The following is a 20,473-nucleotide window of genomic DNA, read 5'->3' on the forward strand; positions in this document are numbered from 1 at the left end:
CGAAACCGTGTCGTCCGCTCACTTGATCGTCGTGCGTCACCTCTGGGTCCTGCGCCACGGCCGGCCGTGGAACCTGGTCGTCAACGGCATCTTCGAACCCTTCCTCTATCTCCTCTCCATCGGTGTGGGCATCGGCCAGCTCATCAACGGTGGGTCAGACGCCTCCGCGTATGCGGCCTTCGTGGCGCCGGCCCTGCTCGCGACGTCGGCGATGAACAGCGCGGTCAACGAGACGACCGCCAACGTCTGGTTTCGGGTGCGCTTCGACAAGGTCTACGACGCGATCGTCACGACGCCGATGCGGATCGGCGACATCGCGGTCGGCGAGATCGCCGCGTCGGTGCTCCGCAGCACCCTGTCATCGAGTTGCTTCTTTGTGGTCATCCTGCTGCTCGGCATGGTCCACTCCTGGTGGGCACTACTCGCCGTGCCGGCCGCGATGCTGATCGCATATGCCTTCTCGGCAGCCGGCCTGGCCGCCGCCACCTACATCCGCGAGCCGCACCACCACCAGTATCTGCAACTAATCATGCTGCCGATGTTCCTGTTCGCGACCACGTTCTACCCGCTGTCGATCTACCCGCCCACGCTTCAGGTGCTGGTCGCGGCCCTGCCGCTCTATCAGAGCATTGAGCTCATGCGCGGCCTGACCACCGGTCACCTCGGGGCCGGCATGCTGGCCGCCACCGCCTATCTCCTGGTGCTGGGCATCGGCACGACGTGGCTGGCCCGGCGCCGGCTGGCCGGGTTGTTGCTGAGCTGACATCACCCTCCGTGTCCTCGGCGGCGCTGCCTCGTTTCTTGTGCCGCGGCGCCTGTGGTTGCCGTTCGTTGACCGTGGCGGTAGGACATAGAGACGCATGCTGATCCGGGAGGGCACATGAAGCTCGGAAAGATCGCAGTCGTCGCCGTCGTCATCGCGGCAGGGCTGGTGGTGCCGGGCTCTGCCCCGGCGCTCGCTCATGGTGGTGGCGAACCGCCCAGAAACCCCACCGCCACCGGATATGGCGGAGCGGTCTCGACTGTCGACCCCACCGCCACCGCCGTGGGCCTCGACGTGCTGCGCCGGGGTGGCAACGCCGTGGACGCCGCGGTCGCGGCCGCAGCCACGCTCGGCGTGACCGAGCCGTTCTCCGCGGGCATCGGCGGCGGCGGCTTCTTCGTCTACTACGACGCCAAGACCCGTCGCGTGCACACCATCGACGGGCGCGAGGCGGCACCCCGCGCGATGGGGCAGGACGCGTTCATCAAGGCCGACGGCACGCCGATGGCGTTCCAGGAGGCCCGGATCAGTGGCATTTCGGCCGGCGTACCCGGATCGCTGTTGACCTGGAAGGAAGCCCTTCGCAAGTGGGGCAGCCGCTCGCTCGGCGCGGCGCTGTCGCCGGCGGCCGATGTCGCCCGGCGCGGTTTCACCGTCGACGCGACGTTCCGCCAGCAGATCGCCGACAACTCCGCCCAGTTTGCCCAGTTTGATTCCACGCGTGATCTCTACCTGCCGGGCGGGCAGCCGCCGCTGGTCGGCTCGCGCTTCCGCAACCCGGACCTCGCCGACACCTATGGCGAGATCTCCCGGCGCGGCACGGACGCCTTCTATGAGGGCGCGATCGCCCGCGACATCGTCGCGACCGTGCAGCACCCGCCGGTCGCCGCCGACCCCGCCGTGCCGTGGCAGTTCGAGATCCGCCCGGGCGGGATGACCCTCGCCGACCTCGACCGCTATGACGTGCGGTTTCCCGCGCCGACGAAGTCGGACTATCGCGGCTACACCGTCTATGGCATGTCGACGCCGTCGAGCGGTGGCGTCGCGGTGAGCGAGGCGCTCAATATCCTCGAGCAGTTTGACCTGGCCGGCCTGACCGCCACCGAGGCGCTGCACCTCTATCTCGAGGCCAGCGCGCTCTCGTTCGCCGACCGCAACCGCTATGTCGGCGACTACACCTCGCAGGCTGTGCTCGACGAGTTGGTGCGCGACAAGTTTGCCGCCGAGCGGGCCTGCCAGATCGACCCGACGAAGGCCCTGGTCAAGCCCGTCGCGCCGGGTAGCCCCGATGGCCACTATGGAGGGTGCACCACCGCGACGGCCGTCGCTGACGGTAACCCCGGGCAGAGCACGACCAACCTCACCGTCACCGACAAGTGGGGCAACATCGTCGAATACACCCTGACGATCGAGCAGACCGGCGGCAACGCGATGGTGGTGCCGGGCCGTGGTTTCCTGCTCAACAACGAGATGACCGACTTCAACTTCGCGCAGGCCCCGGGCGCGCCCGCCGACCCCAACCTGCCGGCTCCGGGCAAGCGGCCGCGCTCTTCGATGTCGCCCACGATCGTGTTCGACGACGGCAAGCCCTTCCTGGCGCTCGGCAGCCCCGGCGGCGCGACGATCATCACCACTGTGCTGCAGATCCTCGTCAACCGGATCGACCTGGGAATGACACTGCCCGAGGCGATGGCCGCGCCACGGGCGTCGCAGCGCAACGCCAGCCCCGGACAAGCAGAACCGGCATTCATCACGGCGTATGGCGGTGAGCTGGGCACACTCGGCCAGGCGTTCGCTGCCACGCCCGAGCTCGGCGCGGCGACTGCGATCGAGTTCACCCGACGCGGCCTGATCGCTACGGCCGAGCCGGTTCGCCGTGGTGGCGGCGCGGCGGGCGTCCTTCACAATTCGCACTGAACTCTCCCCCTGACCACCGTGGACGCCGCGGCGACGACTTCGTTCGTCGGCGCGGCGTTCGCTTGTGGTCGCCAAGTCTGGAGGATTGTCAACCGCTCTGGACGGCTGTCCACAGATCAATAGTTATGCACAGCCCCGCTTGCGCGGTCGTCTTCCATCTGCTGAGGGCCTCTACACTGGTGCGCACGGACAGTCACAACAGCCGATGTGCCGGTGCGCCGGTCGTCGGCAGCGACTCGGGCGGTGAGATGAAGCAGTCCAGGGATCGACGCGCTGGTGCGCGACTGCTCGCGACGGTGACGGCCGTGTTGACGGTGGCCACCGTGCCACTGGTCGCCACCCCGGCACACGCCGACACCGTGCGGTCGTTGTCCTGGCACCTCGACTCGCTGCGCATCCCGCGCGCACAAGAGATCACCAAGGGCGCCGGCGTCACGGTCGCGATCGTCGACGGCGGCGTGCAGGCCGACAACCAGGACCTGGTCGGTCAGGTCGTGCCCGGCAAGGCGTTCGCCACCGACGTGGCGCCCGACGGGCGCACCGACCCCGACAAAGACGTCAGCCACGGCACCGGGATGGCCAGCCTCATCGCCGGGCGTGGCGGTGGCACGCAGCGGATGCTCGGCATCGCGCCCGAAGCGAAGATCATGCCCGCCGCGGTCGGCATGGCTGCGGAGACGATGCCAGAGGCCATCCGCTGGGCGGCCGATCAGCATGTCGGGGTGATCAGCGTCTCGATGGAGCCCTTGTCACCGGTCGTGTCCCCGCTGCTTTTTCAAGCCATCGCCTACGCGCAGCAGCGCGACGTCGTGGTGGTGGCGAGCGCCGGCAACAAGGGCGAAGACTCGCTGAGCCAACTCGCCGCCCAGCCCGGGGTGGTCTCGGTCGCCGCCACCGACCGCAAGGGCAAGGTCTGGAGTGGCTCCAGCCGCGGCCATGAGCTCGCGGTCGCCGCGCCCGGCGTGCAGGTCATCATGTCGGTCAACGCGGCGTCGTCGCCCAACGGCTACGGCGTCGGCGACGGCACCAGCCCGGCCACCGCCATCGTGGCCGGAGTGGTCGCGCTGATCCGCGCACGCTTCCCCGACCTCGACGCCGCCAACGTCATCAACCGACTGATCAAAACTACGACGGACAAGGGCCAGAAGGGCCGGGATCCCTACTACGGCTTCGGCATCATCGACCCGGTCAAGGCGTTGACCGCCAACATCCCGCCAGTCGACGCCAACCCACTGGGGGTCGCGGCACCGGTGCCGGCCGACTCGGCCAGCCCGGGTGCCGGCAACGACAACGGTGATGACGGTGATTCGTCCGCGGCGATCAAGGTCCACGCCGACTGGGGCAGCCTCCTGCTCTACGGTCTCGGCTGCCTGGCGGTCGTCGTTGTCATCGTCGTGTTGCTCGTCTGGCTCGGTCGCCGCCGGCGCCGCCACGGTCCTAATCCGCCGCCCGGCGTGCCAGGTGGGCCGGCGCAGCAACACATGCCGCCCCCGCCGGGCCAATGGACCGGGCCGCCGCCGGGTGCGCCGGGTTCGATGCCGCCCGGATACGTCTCGCCGCAACGGCAGCAGCCGCATTACCCGCCAGCGCCGCAGCAGCCGGGCTACGGACCGCCGCCGCCGCAACCGTCCTATGGGCCACCGCCGGCGCAACCTACCTACGGACCGCCTGGTGGCGCGGGTTCGAGGCCGCATCAGCTGCAATACCCGCCGCCAGCGCCGCCGGGATACGGCCAGCCACCGACCGAACAGCGGCAACCACCGCCAACGAGTGACCGGTAAAGTACGCATTGACGTTCGGCACCATCGATGGCTGCCGAGACCTGGGGAGTAGCCATGGGGGACAAGTTCGAGTCCGGCAACTCGGAATTCGACTCGCAGGTCGACAGCTACAAGCGCATCGACCAGAACACCGTGGAGGTCCACCTCAAGGACGGCACGGTCATGACGGTCGACAACAACGGCGACCGGATCAGCACGAAGGCCGACATCCCGTTCCAGCCCGACATGCGGATGGAGTCGGACAACGTCGGCACCTCACGGCCCGATGTCGCGCCGGCCGGGCTGACCGAGGACGCTCCGGGTGCCAAGACCGGTGTCGACCTCGAGTCCCTGGAGAGCACCCAGAAATACCTGCGCGACCAGGCCGACTACCTCAGCCGCCTCTACTACGCGATGCCGGGCATCAAGGAGAAGATCGACGGTCCGGCCAGCGCCGGTGCTGGAACGTCGTCGCTGGGCGCGTTCGAAGGCGCGCTGCAGATCCAGCAGAAGCACAACCTGCTCTACGAGTCGTTCCGCACGTCGATCAAGAACACCGTGGAGAAGCTGCGCGACACCGCTGACGCACTTGGCAAGATCAAGGAAAACTACGCTGCCGCTGAAGAGCGCAACGCGCTCACCGCGCAGCAGTGGAGCTCGATCTTCAACGACGCGTCGGCGACGCAACACCAGGTCTAGGAAGTCTGCCAAGGGGGAGGTAAGAGCAGATGCCTGCTCTCGACTGGACGACCATGGTCAACCAGGTGGTCGTCGCCGGCCGTCCCGGCGACGTGGAGGACGCCGCTCTCGGTTGGCAGGAGTTGGTCGGCAATGTCCGCGACGTCTCCACCGCGCTCGAGCGCGATCTCAAGGGGATCGACGCGTTCTGGACGGGCAAAGCGGCCGACGCCTTCACCGAGAAGGTCAAAGGTCTGAGCAAGGAACTCAAGGTGGTCTCCGATAGTGCGGCGCCGGAAGGCGGCGCCGGCATCGTCGACACCCTCCGGACCGCGGCCCAAGACCTCCAGAAGGCCCAGGCGGCGATGCCGATCCCGGCAACGATGATCGGCGACGTCATGGCTGCCCGCGACGCCAGCGTCTTCATCGGCCCCGGCGTGCTCGAGACCGAGCTCAAGTCCGGCTTCTTCAACTCCGCGCCGATGCAGTTGGCCGGCTGGTTGACCGACCAGTTCCGGTCCCTGCTGACCGACGTGGAAGGCGACGCGCGCGAGGCCTACGACGCGGTCAACACGCAACACGAGAGCACGGCCGACCGGGCACCGGGCGCAGCGCCAGTTGGCGGTGTAGACGTCCCCAAGGTCACCACTCCCGACCTGGGCGGTGGCGGCCCGGGCGCCGGCCCCGGCGGCATCCCAGACCTGGGTGGCGCCCCGGCCGGTGCCGGTGGCGGCATCCCTGATGTCGGTGGCGGCGGCAGCGGCGTCGGCAAAATGCCGGGCCTGCTCGACGGCTCACCGATCGACAAGCCCACCAGCCCTGACCTCGACGGCTACAAGCCAGGTTCCGGCCTCGCCGGCGCGGGCGGCGGCCTGACCACCGGCACCCCCTCTGGCCTGGGCGCCGGCGGCCTGGGCGGTGGCGGTCTCGGTGGCGCGGGCGGCGGCGCCGGCCTGGGCAGTGCGGGCGGCGGCCTCGGCGGAGCTGGCGGCTTGGGCCGCATCCCGGGCGGCGGCTCCCTCGGCAAGCCCATCACCCCCGGCCTCGCCGGCATGGGTGGCGGCCTGGCCGGCCGCGGCGCCGGCGGCGGCAAGCTGGGCAGCGGCGGCATGGCAGGCATGGGCGGCATCGGCGGCGGCGCAGGCGGCGGCCGAGGCACCGGTTCGACCCGCGGCGCCGGCGCTGGCATGGCCGGCATCGGCGGCGCCGGTGCTGGTGCCGGCAAGGGCGCGGGCGGCCGCGGAACCGGCCTGGGCGGTGCCCGCGGCGCGGGCGCCGGCGGCGGCATGGCTGGCATGGGCGGTGGAGCGGGTGCCGGCAAGGGCGGCGCTGCGGGCCGCGGTGCCGCTGGTCGAGGTGCGGGCTTCGCCGGCGGAGCCGGCGCGGGCGGAAACGCCTATGGCGACGAAGACGAATACGACAGCTGGCTCTACGAAGACGAGAACGTGTGGAACGAGGGCACCGACGTCCCCCCGCCCCCGGTTCTCGGGAACTGACCGACCGAGCCCACCCCATGGCCCATCAACAGCAAACCCCGAGTGCCCGGCCCGCCACGGCGGCGCCGGGCACAGCGCCGACCGCGGACCACGCGACAACCCGCGGCTTCGGTGGCGGCGGATCAAACGACGAGCGTGGGCGGAGCGTCGGGGAAGGTCTAGGCACCGCCGTGCAACCACAGGTGGCCCTAGGCCGCCCAAATCCCCTGGCGCCCGTCGCCGCACCGCCACCGCGGGTGGCGGCCGGCCGGCTGAGCCGCGTCGTGCGATCGGCGGCGGGTGCCGCTGTCGTGGGGTTGGTGGCGTCCGTTGTCGCGGTTGGTGTGGCGCCGCAGGGTGCGGCGGCTGCCGCCGGTCACGCGGCGGTCCGGGCACCGGCATGTGTCCCCAATCCCACCGAGGGTGGGCCGATGACGCAGACACCGTGGCCGCTGCAGCAGATGCGGCCGGATCTGGCATGGCCGATCAGCGAGGGTGCCGGGATCACGGTCGCGGTCATCGACTCGGGTGTGTCGGCCACCCACCCGGCGTTGGCCGGCAGGGTCCTTCAAGGACGCGACTTCTTGGTTCCGTCCACTCGCGGCCAGTGTGACGAGGCCGCACACGGCACCATCGTCGCCGGGGTGATCGCCGGGCAGAAGCCGGAAGGGTCGGTGTTCACCGGCATCGCGCCGAAGGCCAAGATCCTGCCGATCCGGGTGCTGAAGAGCACGGGCAAGGAACAGGGTGCCACCCCGGGGGCGCACATCGTCTCGGCGATCGACTGGGCCGTCGGCAAGGACGTCGACGTCATCAACCTGTCGCTGACGACCGACCCGACACCGGCGCTGGAGCGGGCGATCAAAAACGCGCTCGACCACGGCGTCGTGGTCGTGGCAGCGGCCGGCAACGACGGTGGCAGCAACGGCACCGAGCAGTCCGCCTACCCGGCGGCCTACGACGGAGTGATCGCCGTCGCCGGCATCGACAAGGACGGGCACCACGTTGCCACGTCGACGTCCGGTGCCTACGTGGACGTCGCCGCCCCTGGCGCCGATGTCGACGGCCCGATCCCGCACGACGACGGTTACCTCCGCTTCACGGAGGGCGGGACCAGCTTCGCCGCCGCCTATGTGTCGGGGCTTGCCGCGCTGCTCCGCTCCGCGAATCCGAAGCTCACACCGGCTCAGGTCCTCGAGCGGATCACCACGACCGCCGATCATCCGCCGGAGGGCCGCAACAACCAGGTGGGGTACGGCGTGATCAACCCCTACCGGGCCCTGACCGCGATCCCGGGCGCGAGCAAGCCATCGCCGGCACCGCAGGCCCTCGCCCCGGTCACGCTGCCAAAGGACCCGATGGGCAACACCCGCGTGATCGCGACCTGGACCGCCACTGCGCTCGCCGGCGTGGCCTTGGTGATCGCCCTGGTCGCCGCGGTGCTCCGGCGCACCCGCCGGCGAGGTCTTCCCGTCGACGGGGCGGCCCCCGCTCTATCCGCCGGTCGCGCTTCCAAGGGCCGCGGTGGTCAGCCGTCGACCGCGCAGGTCACGGCGCCGAAGGTCCGCAGCCGCGGCGGTGGCCCGGCCCGAGCCGGAGCGATGGCTGGATCCGGATCGGCACAGGGCCAGCCGGCACAACGGCAACCAAGCCAGCACGTGGGAAGCCACGCCACCTCGCCCAACTTCAGCGGCCGAGCTCAAGTCCCGCCTCGCTGAGGTTCACATCGCCAGCCATGGAGGCCCCGTCCTGCGGACGTCGACCGGCGCTTGGTCCTCGGCCCTGTCATCAAGTCCCGCCTCGCTGAGGTTCACATCGCCAGGCCATGGAGGCCCTGTCCTGCGGACGTCGACCGGCGCTTGGTCCTCGCCCCTGTCATGCCGCGCACCCGTGTTCAACGACGTTCGGCTCGATTTCTCCGCTCAGGCGTGGGATCTGGCCTGCGTCGCGGCTTCAGGCGGCAGCGATGCGGTCGTTGCGGCTGCGGGCGGCGCGCGACCGCGCCAAATCCGTCAACGGCGACTCCGTGGCCGCTCGGCCTCGCTGGCAGCCTGCTTGAACAAGAGCGATCTGCGGCGGCGACGCGCCATAGTCCATTGTGGATGACCGGATAGACCACCGGCACGGGATCGTGCAGGTCGTCGGCGAAGGCACTGGAGGCCACCCCGCACCGCCGAACGAAGGCGACCGACTGGCAGAGCGCGGCCTAATCCACAGCGCGCCAAGTTGATCAGCGCCAGCCGGAAAGCGCAGCGCGGCCTGGGCATTTGCCCAGGCCGCGCTCAGCGGGTGACGCTCGGGACGGGCTTGGTCAGCGCCAGACCTTCGCGTTGTTGGACTCGGTGCTCTGGTAGTTCTGGTTGGCGGTGCCGACGGCGGCACCGATCTCGTGCAGGATCGCGTTGATGTCGGCGACGGCTGCATCCCATTGCGCCTGATAGCCCTGGTAGGCCTCGCGGTCGGAACCGTTCCACTGCATCTGCTGCAGCTGCGAACGGAGACTGTCGAGGCGACCCTCGATGCCCTTGGAGATGGACTGCATCTGGGACTGCGCGTTTTCCAGCGCGGCGTAGCTGACTTGGATCGGCTGCGACATGATCTACGTATCCTTCGGTCAGATCACTACGGGTTCAGGGCCGAGTTGAACTTGTTGATCATCTCGTTCTGCTGCTCGTCGTTGACCTGGTGCGTCGTGCCACCCTGGTCGAGCAGGTCCGCGATGTTGTCCAACGCGGTCAGCAGCTTGGTGACATCACCAGTCCAGCGCTGCATCAAAGTCTGGAACCCCGCGGACGCCTGGCCCTGCCATGCGACAGCCAGATCGTCCAACACGCCCCCAAGCCGCTTGAGATCACCGTCGACATCAGACCTCGTCGACCGCACATCCCCCGCAGCTTTGTGGAGCGTCGCGGCATCAACCAGGAACGGCTGACCCATAACACTCACCCCTCGATCGATTCGTGCGACACGTCCGGACTTACCGTAACGGACGGGGGCACGTTGGCGCAGCCCCGGATCGTCACGGCTCTATCCAGGCCGTCTGGACCAATTGCTGCCCATCTTGCCTGCGGACGAGATTGCCTCGCCCGGCCGGCTGTGGGCTCGGCTTGAGCGTGCCAACCAGGGCACCCTCTTCCGGCTTGCCCGACATCAGGAACACCGGTGTATCAAGCTCGCGCATCCGCTGGATGACCTGCTCGTAAAGGGCGCGCGACGCGCCGCCCACCCGCCGGGTCAGAATCATATGCAAACCAATGTCGCTGGCCTGCGGCAACAGCTCGACGAGCGGCAACAGTGGATTGTTGCCAACGGTTGCGACCAGGTCATAGTCGTCGACGATCAGGAACAACTCGGGGCCGTGCCACCAACTGCGGTTGCGTAGCTGGTCAGGCGTGATGTCGGGACCGGGCAACCGTTGCTTCAGCGAGTCGCGCAGGAATCCGACCATTTCCCCGACAACCGTGGCCGACGGCGCGTAGCCGAGCAGGTGTTCGCCGGAGATCGCGTCGAGCAGGCCGCGCCGATAGTCGACGATGACGACCCGCGCTTCCTGTGGCGAATAACGCTCCACAATCGACCGTGAGATCAGTCTCATCAGGTTGGTCTTGCCGGATTCGACATCGCCGAAGACCAAGAGGTGTGGGTCGACCGAGAAGTCGAGGCGCACCGGCGCGAGGTGAGACTCGTTGAGGCCCATCGGGATGCCCGGTGCGTCGGTGCCGGCGAGCTTGGTCAGCTCGTCGACCGGCAGGCGGCGCGGCAGCAGGCGGACCTTCGGCGCCGGGGCGTGTGGCCACGACTCGGCGATCGCGGCGACCATGCCGGCCGTGCCGTCGACCAGTGTTTCCGGGTCGCCCATGCCGTCAGCTCGGGGCAATGCGCTCAGATAGTGCAACTTATCCCGGGTCAGGCCTCGGCCCGGGACGCCGTTGGGCACGTTGATCGCCGCGCGACGGTCGATTTCGGACTCGGCGGGGTCGCCGAGCCGCAATTCGAGCCGCGTGCCGAGCAGGTCGCGCATGTTCATCCGCAGCTCGGCCCAGCGGTTGACGGTGATGATCACGTGGATGCCGTAGCCCAGGCCGCGCGACGCGAGCCGGGTGATCCGGGTCTCCAGCTCCTCGAAGTCTTCGCGCAGCGTGCCCCAGCCGTCGACGACCAGGAACAGGTCGCCGAACGGGTCCTCCGGGAACCGGCCCGTGGCGCGCATCCGGCGGTAGGCCGCGATCGACTCGATGCCCCGCTCGGCGAACCGCTGCTCACGCTCGTCGAGCAAAGCCGTGGCCTCACCGACCGAACGCCGGACGGCCTCGATGTCGCGCCGCCCGGCCACACCGGCCATGTGCGGCAGCCCGTCGAGGGCGCGCAGCGTGCCGCCGCCGAAGTCGAGGCACATGAAGGCCACCTCGCGGGGCGTGTGGGTCAGCGCCAGCGACGAGATGAGCGTGCGCAGCAGCGTGCTCTTGCCGGACCGCGGGCCACCCGCGATGACCGTGTTGCCGGCCGCGCCGGACAGGTCGACCACCAGCGGGTCGCGCCGCTGGTCGAACGGCCGGTCAACGACACCGACCGGCACCGCCAGCCGGCCGCTGCCGGGCCAGCCGGGCGCCTGTAGGCCGCGGTCGGGATCGCGCTGAAGCTCGGGCAGCAGCGCGTCGAGCGGTGTCGGCAGGTCGAGCGGCGGCAGCCAGACCTGGTGCGCCGGCGGGCCCTGGCCGCGCAGGCGGCCGGTGACCACGTCGAGCATGGTGACCTGGCGAGCCGGCTCGGCGCCGGCGGACGCGGCCTCCACCGGCTCGGGCGGCAGGTCGGGCACCTTGGGCAACGCCACCCTTGCCATCGTGTAGGGCACGACCTGGCCCTGCACCCGGGCCTTGGCGGCCGGGGTCGCGGCGCTGGCCTGCCGGTAGGGGCCGGACACGTAGGCGCCGCGGAACCGCAGCATGGTCGAGGTGTCGATCTTCAGGTAGCCGTGGCCCGGCGCGTTGGGCAGCTCGTAGGCGTCGGGCACACCCAGCACGATGCGGCTCTCGACGGCGGAGAAGGTGCGCAGGCCGATCCGGTAGGACAGGTGGGTGTCGAGACCGCGCAGCCGGCCCTCTTCGAGCCGCTGGCTGGCCAGCAGCAGGTGGATGCCGAGCGACCGGCCCAACCGGCCGATCTGGAGGAACAGGTCGATGAACTCGGGCTTGGCCGCGAGCAGCTCGCTGAACTCGTCGCAGATGATCACCAGGCTGGGCAGCGGTTGTAGGTTTTCGCCGCCCGCGCGCGCCCGCTCGTATTCGTGTCGCGAGACGTAGTTGCCGGCCGAACGCAGCAGCTCCTGCCGGCGTTGCAGCTCGCCGGCGATCGCGTCCTGCATGCGGTCGACCAGCGAGAGCTCGTCGGCGAGGTTCGTGATGACGGCGCTGGTGTGTGGCAGCGCGTCGAGCGACGCGAACGTCGCACCACCCTTGAAGTCGACGAGCACGAAGTTGAGCTCTTCGGACGAGTGGGTGATCGCCAGCGCGGCCACGATCGTGCGGAGCAGCTCGCTCTTGCCGGAACCGGTGGCGCCGATGATCAGGCCGTGTGGGCCACTGCCCTCGAGCGCCGACTCCTTGAGGTCGAGCTCGACGACCGCGCCGTCGGGGCCGACACCGAGCGGGATGCGCAACGTCTCGCGCACCGGCCGCGGCCGCCAGTTGCGGCGTGGATCGACCGCCGCCGCGTCGCCGACACCGACCAGCTCGGGCAGCTCGGGACTGCGCGACAGCGGCTCTTCGCTGGTGGTCTGGTGGGACAGCCGATAGGGCGCGAGCTGGCGGGCGACCGCTTCGGCGGCGGCCGGCGCGAGCCCGTCGGCCCGGCCGAGCGAGGTGCTGCGGTTGCCCTGGTTGACCTCGATGCGGTCACCGTTGACGGTCAACGCCAGCAGCCAGCGGCCGGCCTCGCGCGGGACCGCGCCGGACAGGTCGAAGACCGTGGTGCCCAGCAGGCCGGGCCCGGTGAGCTGCGCGGCGGCCGGCGCCTCGCCACCGTCGAGGATGACGACGAGGTGCGCCTCGGTGGTCAGCGCCTTCGCCGACGGGTTGAACCGGCCGCGGCTGCTCAGCTCCTCGTCGAGCGCCGCCTCGAGCTCGGTCATCGACTCGAAGACCAGCCTGATCGAGCCGGCGCCGTCGACCTTGCGGTCGACCTGCACGTGCGGCAGCCACTTGAGCCAATCCCACTCGCCGACCCGCTCGGGTGCGGCGACCAGCGCGATGCGCACGTCTTCCGGTGAGTGGAACGTCACGAGCTGGGCGATCGCCGAGCGGGTCACGGCCAGCACCCGCTCGCGGTCGCCGCGCAGCGAGACCCGGCCGAACGCCCGCAGCGACAGGGCGATCGGCAGGTCAGGCACGGCACGGAAGGTGTTCATGAACCGGCGCAACGCGATCGCCGACATCGGCTCGAGGTCTTCGACCGGCTTGGTCTCCGGCGGCGTGACGTCGACCGCTAGCTGCTGTGGACCGACCGCGATGCGGATCTGACCGAAGTCTTCATCGGTCGAGCGGCGTTCCCACATGCGCCGCGACGCGGCCAGCGACCAGAGGGCGTCGGGCGCCGGGTGCACCCACATCGCCGCGGATCGCTGCTGCTCGGCCGCACGCTTGACCCGCTTGCGCACCTGGGCGAGGTAGCGCATGTAGTCGCGTCGCTCGGCGTCGAGCTCGGCTTTCGTGTTGCCGCCGCCGCCCATGGTGCCGATGGCCATGCCGAGCATCGAGACGCCGAACAGACCACCGGCGATGTAGGTGACCATGCCGCCGCCGCGGCCGGCGTAGAGGAATGCCATCGCGCCGACGCCACAGACCATCGGCAGCACCATGAGCAGCTGACCGATGCCGCGCGGAAGCTGCTCAGGCAGCTCTGGCGGTGACTCGATCAGCACCTCACCACGCGGCATGGCGGGGCCAGGCCGACGCGGCGGTCGACGGAACAGGACGGTACTCAACGCCATTCCTCCCCAGGGGCGGCGCGCACGGACCGGGTGGACACCGGACCGAGGCCATCGTATGTACTCTGCCGGAAGCGGTGGCGCCCGCGATACGCCCGGGTGCGACCTGTGGATAAGGAGGACCTCGTGGCGGGCACGATGACAGCGGGATCGAGCCGCGTGACGATCGTCGCGCCCAAGACCCGGGTCGACCTTGCCCTACCGTCCGACGTGCCGCTCGCCGACGTGCTGCCGACGTTGCTGCGGTTCGCCGGTGACCGGCTCGCCGACGAGCCCGACGGCCGCTACGGCTGGTCGCTGGCGCGACTGGCGGGTCCGGCACTCGACATCGCACAGTCGCCCGCCCAGCTCGAGATCCGTGACGGCGAGTTGCTCTACCTGCGCCCGCGCGGCGGCGAAGAGCCCGAGCCGGTCTTCGATGACGTGGTCGACGCGATCGCCACCGCGACCCGGATGCGCCCTGGCCGCTGGTCAACCGCGACCAGCAAGGCCTTCGGGCTCGGGCTCGGCGTCACCGCGCTGGTCGGAGGCGCCGTCGCCCTCGCGCTGACCGGCCCACCGCGCGGCGCTGCTCCGTACATCGCGCTGGTCCTCGCTTTGATTCTGCTGGCCACCGCGGCGGTCGCCGCCCGCGGCTTCGGCGACCACCGCAATGGGTTGCTGTTGGCGATCGTGTCCATGGTGTACGCCGCCGTCGGCGGACTGACCCTCTTCGCACCCGACCGCGGTCTTGGCAAGCTCGCCGCTCCCGACCTGCTGGTCGGTGCCGCCGCCGTGCTGTTCGTCGCCGCGGTCGCCGGCAGCGTCGCGGTCGCGGCCTACGGCCAGGTGTTCCTCGCCGCCAGCGCCGGTGCTCTCGGGCTCGGCGTCGCGGCCGTCATCTGCATGGTCTTCGGCAGCACGCCGGCCGGCGCGGCCTCGGTCGTGCTCGCGCTCGCCCTGGTGCTGGTGCCAGCGATGCCGATGATGTCCTACCGGATGGCCGGGCTGCCGGTGCCGACCGTGCCATCCGGCACCGAAGACCTGCGCACCGACACCGAGACGGTCGACGGGGCCCGGGTGCTGCGCCTCGCCGAGCGCGCCGACGACCTGCTCGCCGGGATGCTGGGCGCGGTGGGCCTGATCGCGGCCGGTGCTTCCATCGCGCTGATCAGCACCGGAGGGGCCGCGGGGTACGCGCTGTGCGGCGTGCTCGGCCTGTTCCTGTTCATGCGGGCGCGCTGGTTCATCTCGACCGCGCAACGGGTGCCGTTGCTCGGTGCCGGTGTGGTCGCGCTCGGGGCGCTGGCCGTCGGCGGCTTCGTGACCACGAGCATGGTCGGCCGGCTCACCCTGGTCGTCGCCGGGCTGCTGGTGGTGGCCGCGATCAGCGTCGGCGCCGGGCTCGGCGCGGGCCGACGCCGCTCGCCGATGCTCGGCCGCACCGTCGACATCCTGGAGATCCTGCTGATCCTCGGCATCCTGCCGCTGGTCGTGTGGGTGAGCGGCCTCTACGGCTGGATCCGGGCGATCCGCGAGGGCTAGCTAGAGCCGGCCTGGGACGCCGAACATCTGCTGCTCGATGTCGGTGGGTGACACCCAGGCCAGCCGGACCTGGCCGTCGCTGAGCAGCGCGACCGTGTCGTCGGGAAGGTTTTCCACCTCGGAGGCCGCCTCTGGGTCGACGCCGAGCCGGGCAGCGACGTAGACCGCCTGCTGCGCCCACATCCGCTGCACCAGAGCCGCGTCGGCGACCGCGAGCGCGTCGGCCGCGGTGTCGGTGAGCTGCGCGGAGATGGTCAAGGTGGTCTGCCACGCGTCGCCGGGTTGTAGGTCGAAGACCCGCTGACCCTCGACGTCGTGGACGTGCAGCACCGGGTCACCGACCCGGGCGGCGATGTTGGGCCGGCCGCCGGTGACCACCCGCACGCGTTCGGGGTTGCCGACCGCGACCTCGCCGAGGCCGTGCCAGCGCCGCTCGTCGGAGGTGCGGACGAAGACCTGCGCGCCGAGTGCCAACGCGCGGAAGACGGTGATGCGGGCCAGCCACAGGCCGCCGATCAGCGCGATGCGGGTCGGCTGTGGACGGAACAGCCGCAGCAGCACGGCGTCGCCCTCGGCGCCGCGGCCGAGCAGCAGGCCGGTGTGCTCGGCGTTCATCCCGATGGCACCGGCCAACGCCGGCGACAGCGGCTGCCCGGCCCGGGTCACCACGGGCCACCGCCGGTCGGCGCGGTGGCGTAGGCGGCTGGGCCCTGCAAGCCGTCGAGCCGGCGGAGCTTGAGGCCGAGGTGGCCGGCGCGGCCGGCCAGGGTGCGGGCCGCTTCTGGCAGCCGGGCCGCGGGTGCCGCCATCCGCACCACGGTGCGGGCCAGGACCGGACCGCCGCTGGGCTGCGCCGACACCCGGGCGTCGTCGCGCCGGGCGATCGTGGGGCGCATCTCGACGGAAAGCACGACCTGGGCGGCCGGTGAACGCAGCAACGACGACAGCGGCGCCTCGCGCGGTGGCAGGCCGTGCACCTCGAACGCCAGATGGTGCAGGCCGCCGGCGTAGAACGTGGTCCAGTCTTCGGCCGGGGCGCCCGCGTCCTGCGGCATCGCCTCGACGCCCGCGCAGAGCCGCACGGCGGCCGCGAGCTGCTGCGGGCCGAGGATCTCGGTCACGATGCCGGCGCTGTTGAGCGCCTTGCTGACCCGGCCGACGGCCGCCGCGACCGCGCGGTGCACGCCGTCGACACCACCGCCGCGCCGGTGCGCGGCGACGGCCGCGTCGGTCACGTCGAGGCGGACGGCGACCCAGTCGCGCTGGTCGATCGGTGCCGGGCCCGGTGGGAGCAGGTCGGCGGCGAGCTGGTGGTAGGACGCGACGCTGGGGACCTGGCTGGGCAACAGATGGTGTGGCGACGGGGCGGCCCAGCTCACCACCTGTAGCCCGCTGAGCGGCAGGGTGGCGTCATCGAGCAGCTCCGCGAGGCGGGTGACCGGGACCGCGACGCCCCGGGTGCCGGAGACGCCGAGGGCGGGCGCGACCGCTACGGCGGCGTACCAACCGCCCTCGTCACAGCCGACGCCGACGCTGGTGCCGCGGTCGTCGTACCCGTTGATGGAATGGCTCTGGAGCACGTGCCCGGTGCGGCGACGACGGCGCCAACGCCGGCGGGTGCGGGCATTGTCTGTCCACCATCGACCGTCGCGGCGCGCGTAGACGAACCCGCCCACGACGACGGCCGCCGCGGCGGCGGCGCCGAGCCCGATGGGCGAACCGCTGAACGCGGCCAGAGCGATGGCGACAATCGCGACCTCGGCGACAACCAGTCGCCACACAGCCGTTCGCATGCGCGTCCTCCTCCCCAGGGGCACGGCGGGGACAGCGTACGACGAGTCACCTATCGTAGGGTGGCCGCGTCGCGGAAAGCGGCCGCACGATGCCGGGGGAGGGTCGTCATGCGCAGCCGTCAGGAGCAGGTGCAGGCGCACCGCTTCATCACCCGGCGGATCATCTCCGGCCTGCTCACCGGCGAGCCGGAGACCAACGATCTGCCCATGCGGCGGTTCGGGTTGGCGCTGTTCGGCAGCATCATGGTGGCCGCGATCGTGTTCGCGATCGTCGGCGTGATCGGTCTGATCAACCCCGGTGGCGGCAAGCCGACAACCGGCGAGCTGATCATCATGCGCGAGACCGGCGCCCGCTACGTGCTCGTCGAGAACACGCTGCACCCGGTGCTCAACTGGACTTCCGCGCTGCTCTACTCGGGTGCCGAGGCGCCGGCCAGCCGGCAGATGTCGCGCGACTCGCTGTCGGCCTATTCGGTGGGTGAGCCGATCGGCATCCCCGGCGCGCCCGACCCACCGCCCGACCGCGCCTCTCTGCTCCGCCTGCCGTGGAGTGTCTGCAGCCTGCCACCGCCCAACAACAGTGCCGGCGCGACGAAGACCATGGTGTTCGTCGGTCGCGAACCGGCCGGCGGCGAGCCGGTCGGCGCCGACGCGGCATTGCTGGTCACCACGCCGGAAGACGCGAGCGGTCCCGCTGCGACCTATGTGGTCTTCGGCGACCGTCGCTACGAGATCAACGACGAGACCGCGCTCACCGCGCTGGAGCTTGCCGCCGTCACTCCGGTGACGGTCGGGAAGGCCCTGCTCAACGGCATTACCAGCGGCCCTCCACTGAAGCAGCCACCGATCCCCGACAAGGGGCAGACCAGCGACAAACGCGTTGGCGGCGAAGAAGGCAAGAACGGCAAGGTCTACAAAAACGGGCAGCAGCGGTACGTGCTGACGAACGGCGGACTGGTGACCATCGGTTCCGTGTCGGCCAAGCTGCTGCTCGCCGACGATCCCAAGGAGATCGAGATCTCCGCGGCCGACGCGGCCGAGGCGCTGATTCGCAACACCACGGTCGAGCCGAAGGGTTTCCCGCACGACCTGCCGGAGATCCCGGCGACGCAGGCCGCCGACCCGATGCTGTGCGCGGTGCACAACGGCAGCGACGGCGACGTCTCCGCGCAGGTGCACCGCTATCCGGGCGGGCCGGGCCCGCTTCCCGACGGCGGCAGCCCCGCGGGTGGTGCCGGGCCCGACGGCGTCGGGGTGGCCGACCGGGTGATCGTGCCGAGCGGCAAGGGTGCGCTGGTCCGGGTCGAGCCGGCGCCGGGTGTGCAGTCCGACACGACGGTCTATCTGATCACCGATCAGGGCTACAAGTTCCCGTTGCGCAGTGAGGGACAGGCTGACGCGGTGGTCGCGCTCGGGTATGGCGGTGTCGAGCCGCTGCCGGTGCCGTCGAACCTGCTCGCGCTGGTGCCGAATGGGCCGTTGCTCGACCCGGTTGCCGCGCGGAATTTCGTTCGGCCGAGCGGCTGACTGGCCAATCCTGCCCGGCGCGGGTCGAAAAGTGTCGCTCCCTACCGCTAGTCTCGACTGTGGACGACGTGAAGTGAGCAAGCAACCGGTGACTCCGGCATTCGGGGCCACCCAGACGAGACTGGACATCTGTCGATGGGGAACGAACAGACCAAGGTCGATATTCTCTCGCTGGAAGACTTCCGTCGAGCGCTCGACGCCCGCCTGACCGAGGCCGAGTCGCTGCTCAAGACGGTGACCGGCTCGGCCGCGGCGCGGCCACCGCTCGGCGCGTTCGCAGACGCCACCCGGATCCGCGACCAACACCACACCCGGCAGAACGATCAGGCCACCCGCGTGCGGCGGCTGATCGACGCGATCCGGGCCGCCCAGTCGGCGACCGACACGATCATCAGCAACTACCGCACGACCGAGCAGCGCAACGCCGCCAACTCGGCAGACATCGCCAACGTCCTCGGCGGCGTCACGAAGGCACTGGGGGGTTCGAGCAATGGCTGACGGGGGCCGTTACGCGGGGATGAGCCACCGCGAGCTCTACGACCAGTTGTTCGCCGGCAAGCCGAGCGACGTCGAAAACACGATCGCGGCCTGGAAGTCGGCCGAGCGCCAGGCCGACACCCTCGCCGGCGCCGTCGACCGCGACCTCGACCGGGTCATCGCCGGCTGGGAAGGCACCGCCGGCACCGAGTTCCGCGACCGGATCGGCAAGATCTCCGGCTACTCGCGCGACCTGTCGGGCAACTTCCTCGCGACGCACAGCGGCCTGAGCCAGATGAGCGCCGCACTGGCCGACGCGCAGTCCAAGGCCGAGACGCCCGAGGAGCACGACGACAACGACAAGCTGGTCAGCGGCGCCCTCGACGGCGCGGCCAAGGGCGCGATGCTCGGCCCCGTCGGCGCCGCTGGCGGTGCCCTGATCGGCGGCATCTTCGGCCACAACCAGGACGAGGAAGAGAAAGAGCGGGCCCGCGAGCGGATGGCGGCGCTCGTCGCCGGCGTGGCGGCCAACTACGAGATGGCTGACACCAGCGACTGGCGCCCGTTCCAGCCGCCGCCGCCCGGCCTGCCCGAAGGCGACCCCAACCTGCGCTCCGACCCGTCGAGTGGTCCGCATGTCGGCCGGCCGTCCGTCGACCCGGGCACCGGCCCGGGCGGTTCGGCCCGCACCGGCACGATCGACAACCCGGCACACGTGTCGGCCGACCCGGGCATCACCGGCGGCCCGGCGACGACAGGCAACGGCACGGTCGGCAACGGCACCCACGTCGGCACGCAACTCTCCGGCAGCGGCGACGGCGCCCTGGCGGCCGGCGCGATGGCGGTCGGTGCGGCCGGCGCGCTGACCCAGATCGGCGGCACGCCCGGCCCATCCGGCCTCGGCGGCACCAGCCTGACGTCCGGCAACCTGCCACCGGGCGGGGTGCTCGGCCAGACCGGCAGCGGCACGGGCGCCAAGCCGCCCACAACCGGCACCAACGCGACCACGCGCACGGTCAACATGACCAACGGGAGCGGCACCTCAACAGCATCCGCGACGGGCAAGGGCGCCAGCCCGACGAAGGGCGCCCCCGGGGCCGGCCAGTCGGGGCAGGGCCCACGCGGCGGCAGTGGCAACACGTCGACGGCCAACGCCAACGGCAAGTCGGCGGCTGGTCGCGGCGGGGCCAAGTCGGGCACCGGCACGGCCGGGTCCGGTCGTGAGGGTGGCAACCGCGGTGGCCGGCCGGCGATCGACGGCGAGGGCCGCAACACGACCTCGTCGGCGGCCCGCTCGCAGGCCGCGGCGGGTGCCCGCAGCAACGGCCCGGAAGAAGACGAGAACGACGAGCACAGCACCTGGTTGACGGAAGACGACCTGGTCTGGCGCGACGCCGACGACGTCCCACCCCCGGTCCTCGGCGGCGTCTGAGCCGCCTGGTTCTATCGCTTTGAGCTCTCGCCCCACGGCGGCCGTGCCGCCGCGGGCGGGCGGCTCCAGCGTGCGCAACGTTTCACCGCAGCCTGCGGATCCATGAGGTCGAAAGGCATGTGGTCCGGCCGCGTGGCGCGGTGCG

Annotated in this window: 15 protein-coding genes; 10 read left to right on the top strand and 5 right to left on the bottom strand. The window is 70.9% G+C overall.

Annotated elements, in window-relative coordinates; all coding sequences use genetic code 11:
- The first annotated feature begins 7 nt into the window (after nt 1-7).
- The 6 genes from DFJ67_RS10395 to mycP all read left to right on the top strand — a co-directional run bounded on the left by DFJ67_RS10395 (nt 8) and on the right by mycP (nt 8,311).
- Entirely contained in the window at nt 8-763 is a 756-nt protein-coding gene (locus DFJ67_RS10395; protein ID WP_116067692.1) for an ABC transporter permease, read from the top strand.
- Nucleotides 764-880: 117 nt separating this feature from the next.
- Nucleotides 881-2,680, top strand: coding sequence for a gamma-glutamyltransferase (gene ggt / locus DFJ67_RS10400; RefSeq protein WP_116067693.1), 1,800 nt, complete (start codon nt 881-883; stop codon nt 2,678-2,680).
- A gap of 305 nt (nt 2,681-2,985) precedes the next feature.
- Nucleotides 2,986-4,461 (top strand): S8 family serine peptidase, encoded by a 1,476-nt coding sequence (locus DFJ67_RS10405; RefSeq protein WP_170215782.1) that lies wholly within the window; start codon nt 2,986-2,988, stop codon nt 4,459-4,461.
- Between the two features lie 54 nt (nt 4,462-4,515).
- A complete protein-coding gene (locus DFJ67_RS10410; protein ID WP_116067695.1) occupies nt 4,516-5,139 on the top strand; it encodes a hypothetical protein in 624 nt (207 codons plus the stop codon).
- Nucleotides 5,140-5,168: 29 nt separating this feature from the next.
- Nucleotides 5,169-6,614 carry a WXG100 family type VII secretion target gene (locus tag DFJ67_RS10415; RefSeq protein WP_147315475.1) on the top strand — a complete coding sequence of 482 codons (1,446 nt, stop codon included), beginning with the start codon at nt 5,169-5,171 and terminating at the stop codon, nt 6,612-6,614.
- A gap of 410 nt (nt 6,615-7,024) precedes the next feature.
- Entirely contained in the window at nt 7,025-8,311 is a 1,287-nt protein-coding gene (gene mycP / locus DFJ67_RS10420) for a type VII secretion-associated serine protease mycosin (RefSeq protein WP_170215783.1), read from the top strand.
- Nucleotides 8,312-8,904: 593 nt separating this feature from the next.
- Here the strand turns inward: mycP and DFJ67_RS10425 are convergent.
- From DFJ67_RS10425 to eccCa, 3 genes are all read right to left on the bottom strand, one after another.
- Nucleotides 8,905-9,189 (bottom strand): WXG100 family type VII secretion target, encoded by a 285-nt coding sequence (locus DFJ67_RS10425; RefSeq protein ID WP_116067698.1) that lies wholly within the window; start codon nt 9,187-9,189, stop codon nt 8,905-8,907.
- A gap of 26 nt (nt 9,190-9,215) precedes the next feature.
- Nucleotides 9,216-9,530 (bottom strand): WXG100 family type VII secretion target, encoded by a 315-nt coding sequence (locus DFJ67_RS10430; RefSeq protein WP_116067699.1) that lies wholly within the window; start codon nt 9,528-9,530, stop codon nt 9,216-9,218.
- Nucleotides 9,531-9,612: 82 nt separating this feature from the next.
- Nucleotides 9,613-13,572, bottom strand: a complete 3,960-nt coding sequence (gene eccCa / locus DFJ67_RS10435) for a type VII secretion protein EccCa (RefSeq protein ID WP_116076002.1) — start codon at nt 13,570-13,572, stop codon at nt 9,613-9,615.
- Between the two features lie 162 nt (nt 13,573-13,734).
- On the opposite strand from eccCa, the gene eccD reads away from it, so the two are divergent.
- Nucleotides 13,735-15,099 (top strand): type VII secretion integral membrane protein EccD, encoded by a 1,365-nt coding sequence (eccD, locus tag DFJ67_RS10440; protein ID WP_170215784.1) that lies wholly within the window; start codon nt 13,735-13,737, stop codon nt 15,097-15,099.
- Here the strand turns inward: eccD and DFJ67_RS10445 are convergent, their stop codons facing one another.
- Both DFJ67_RS10445 and eccE read right to left on the bottom strand, forming a co-directional pair.
- Entirely contained in the window at nt 15,100-15,765 is a 666-nt protein-coding gene (locus DFJ67_RS10445; RefSeq protein WP_147315476.1) for a hypothetical protein, read from the bottom strand.
- A complete protein-coding gene (gene eccE, locus DFJ67_RS10450) occupies nt 15,762-16,892 on the bottom strand; it encodes a type VII secretion protein EccE (protein ID WP_116076004.1) in 1,131 nt (376 codons plus the stop codon). Before eccE ends, DFJ67_RS10445 begins: the two co-directional genes overlap by 4 nt.
- Nucleotides 16,893-17,000: 108 nt before the next feature.
- Here eccE and eccB point away from each other — a divergent pair, with 108 nt between their 5' ends.
- From eccB to DFJ67_RS10465, 3 genes are all read left to right on the top strand, one after another.
- Entirely contained in the window at nt 17,001-18,419 is a 1,419-nt protein-coding gene (gene eccB / locus DFJ67_RS10455; protein WP_170215785.1) for a type VII secretion protein EccB, read from the top strand.
- Nucleotides 18,420-18,554: 135 nt separating this feature from the next.
- Complete coding sequence (locus tag DFJ67_RS10460) at nt 18,555-18,917, top strand: hypothetical protein (RefSeq protein WP_116067703.1); 363 nt, start codon at nt 18,555-18,557, stop codon at nt 18,915-18,917.
- Entirely contained in the window at nt 18,910-20,328 is a 1,419-nt protein-coding gene (locus DFJ67_RS10465) for a hypothetical protein (protein ID WP_147315477.1), read from the top strand. The genes DFJ67_RS10460 and DFJ67_RS10465 overlap by 8 nt, the downstream gene beginning before the upstream one ends.
- Nucleotides 20,329-20,473: the final 145 nt, after the last annotated feature.

The sequence above is a fragment of the Asanoa ferruginea genome, from assembly GCF_003387075.1.
In the GTDB taxonomy this organism is placed as follows: domain Bacteria; phylum Actinomycetota; class Actinomycetes; order Mycobacteriales; family Micromonosporaceae; genus Asanoa; species Asanoa ferruginea.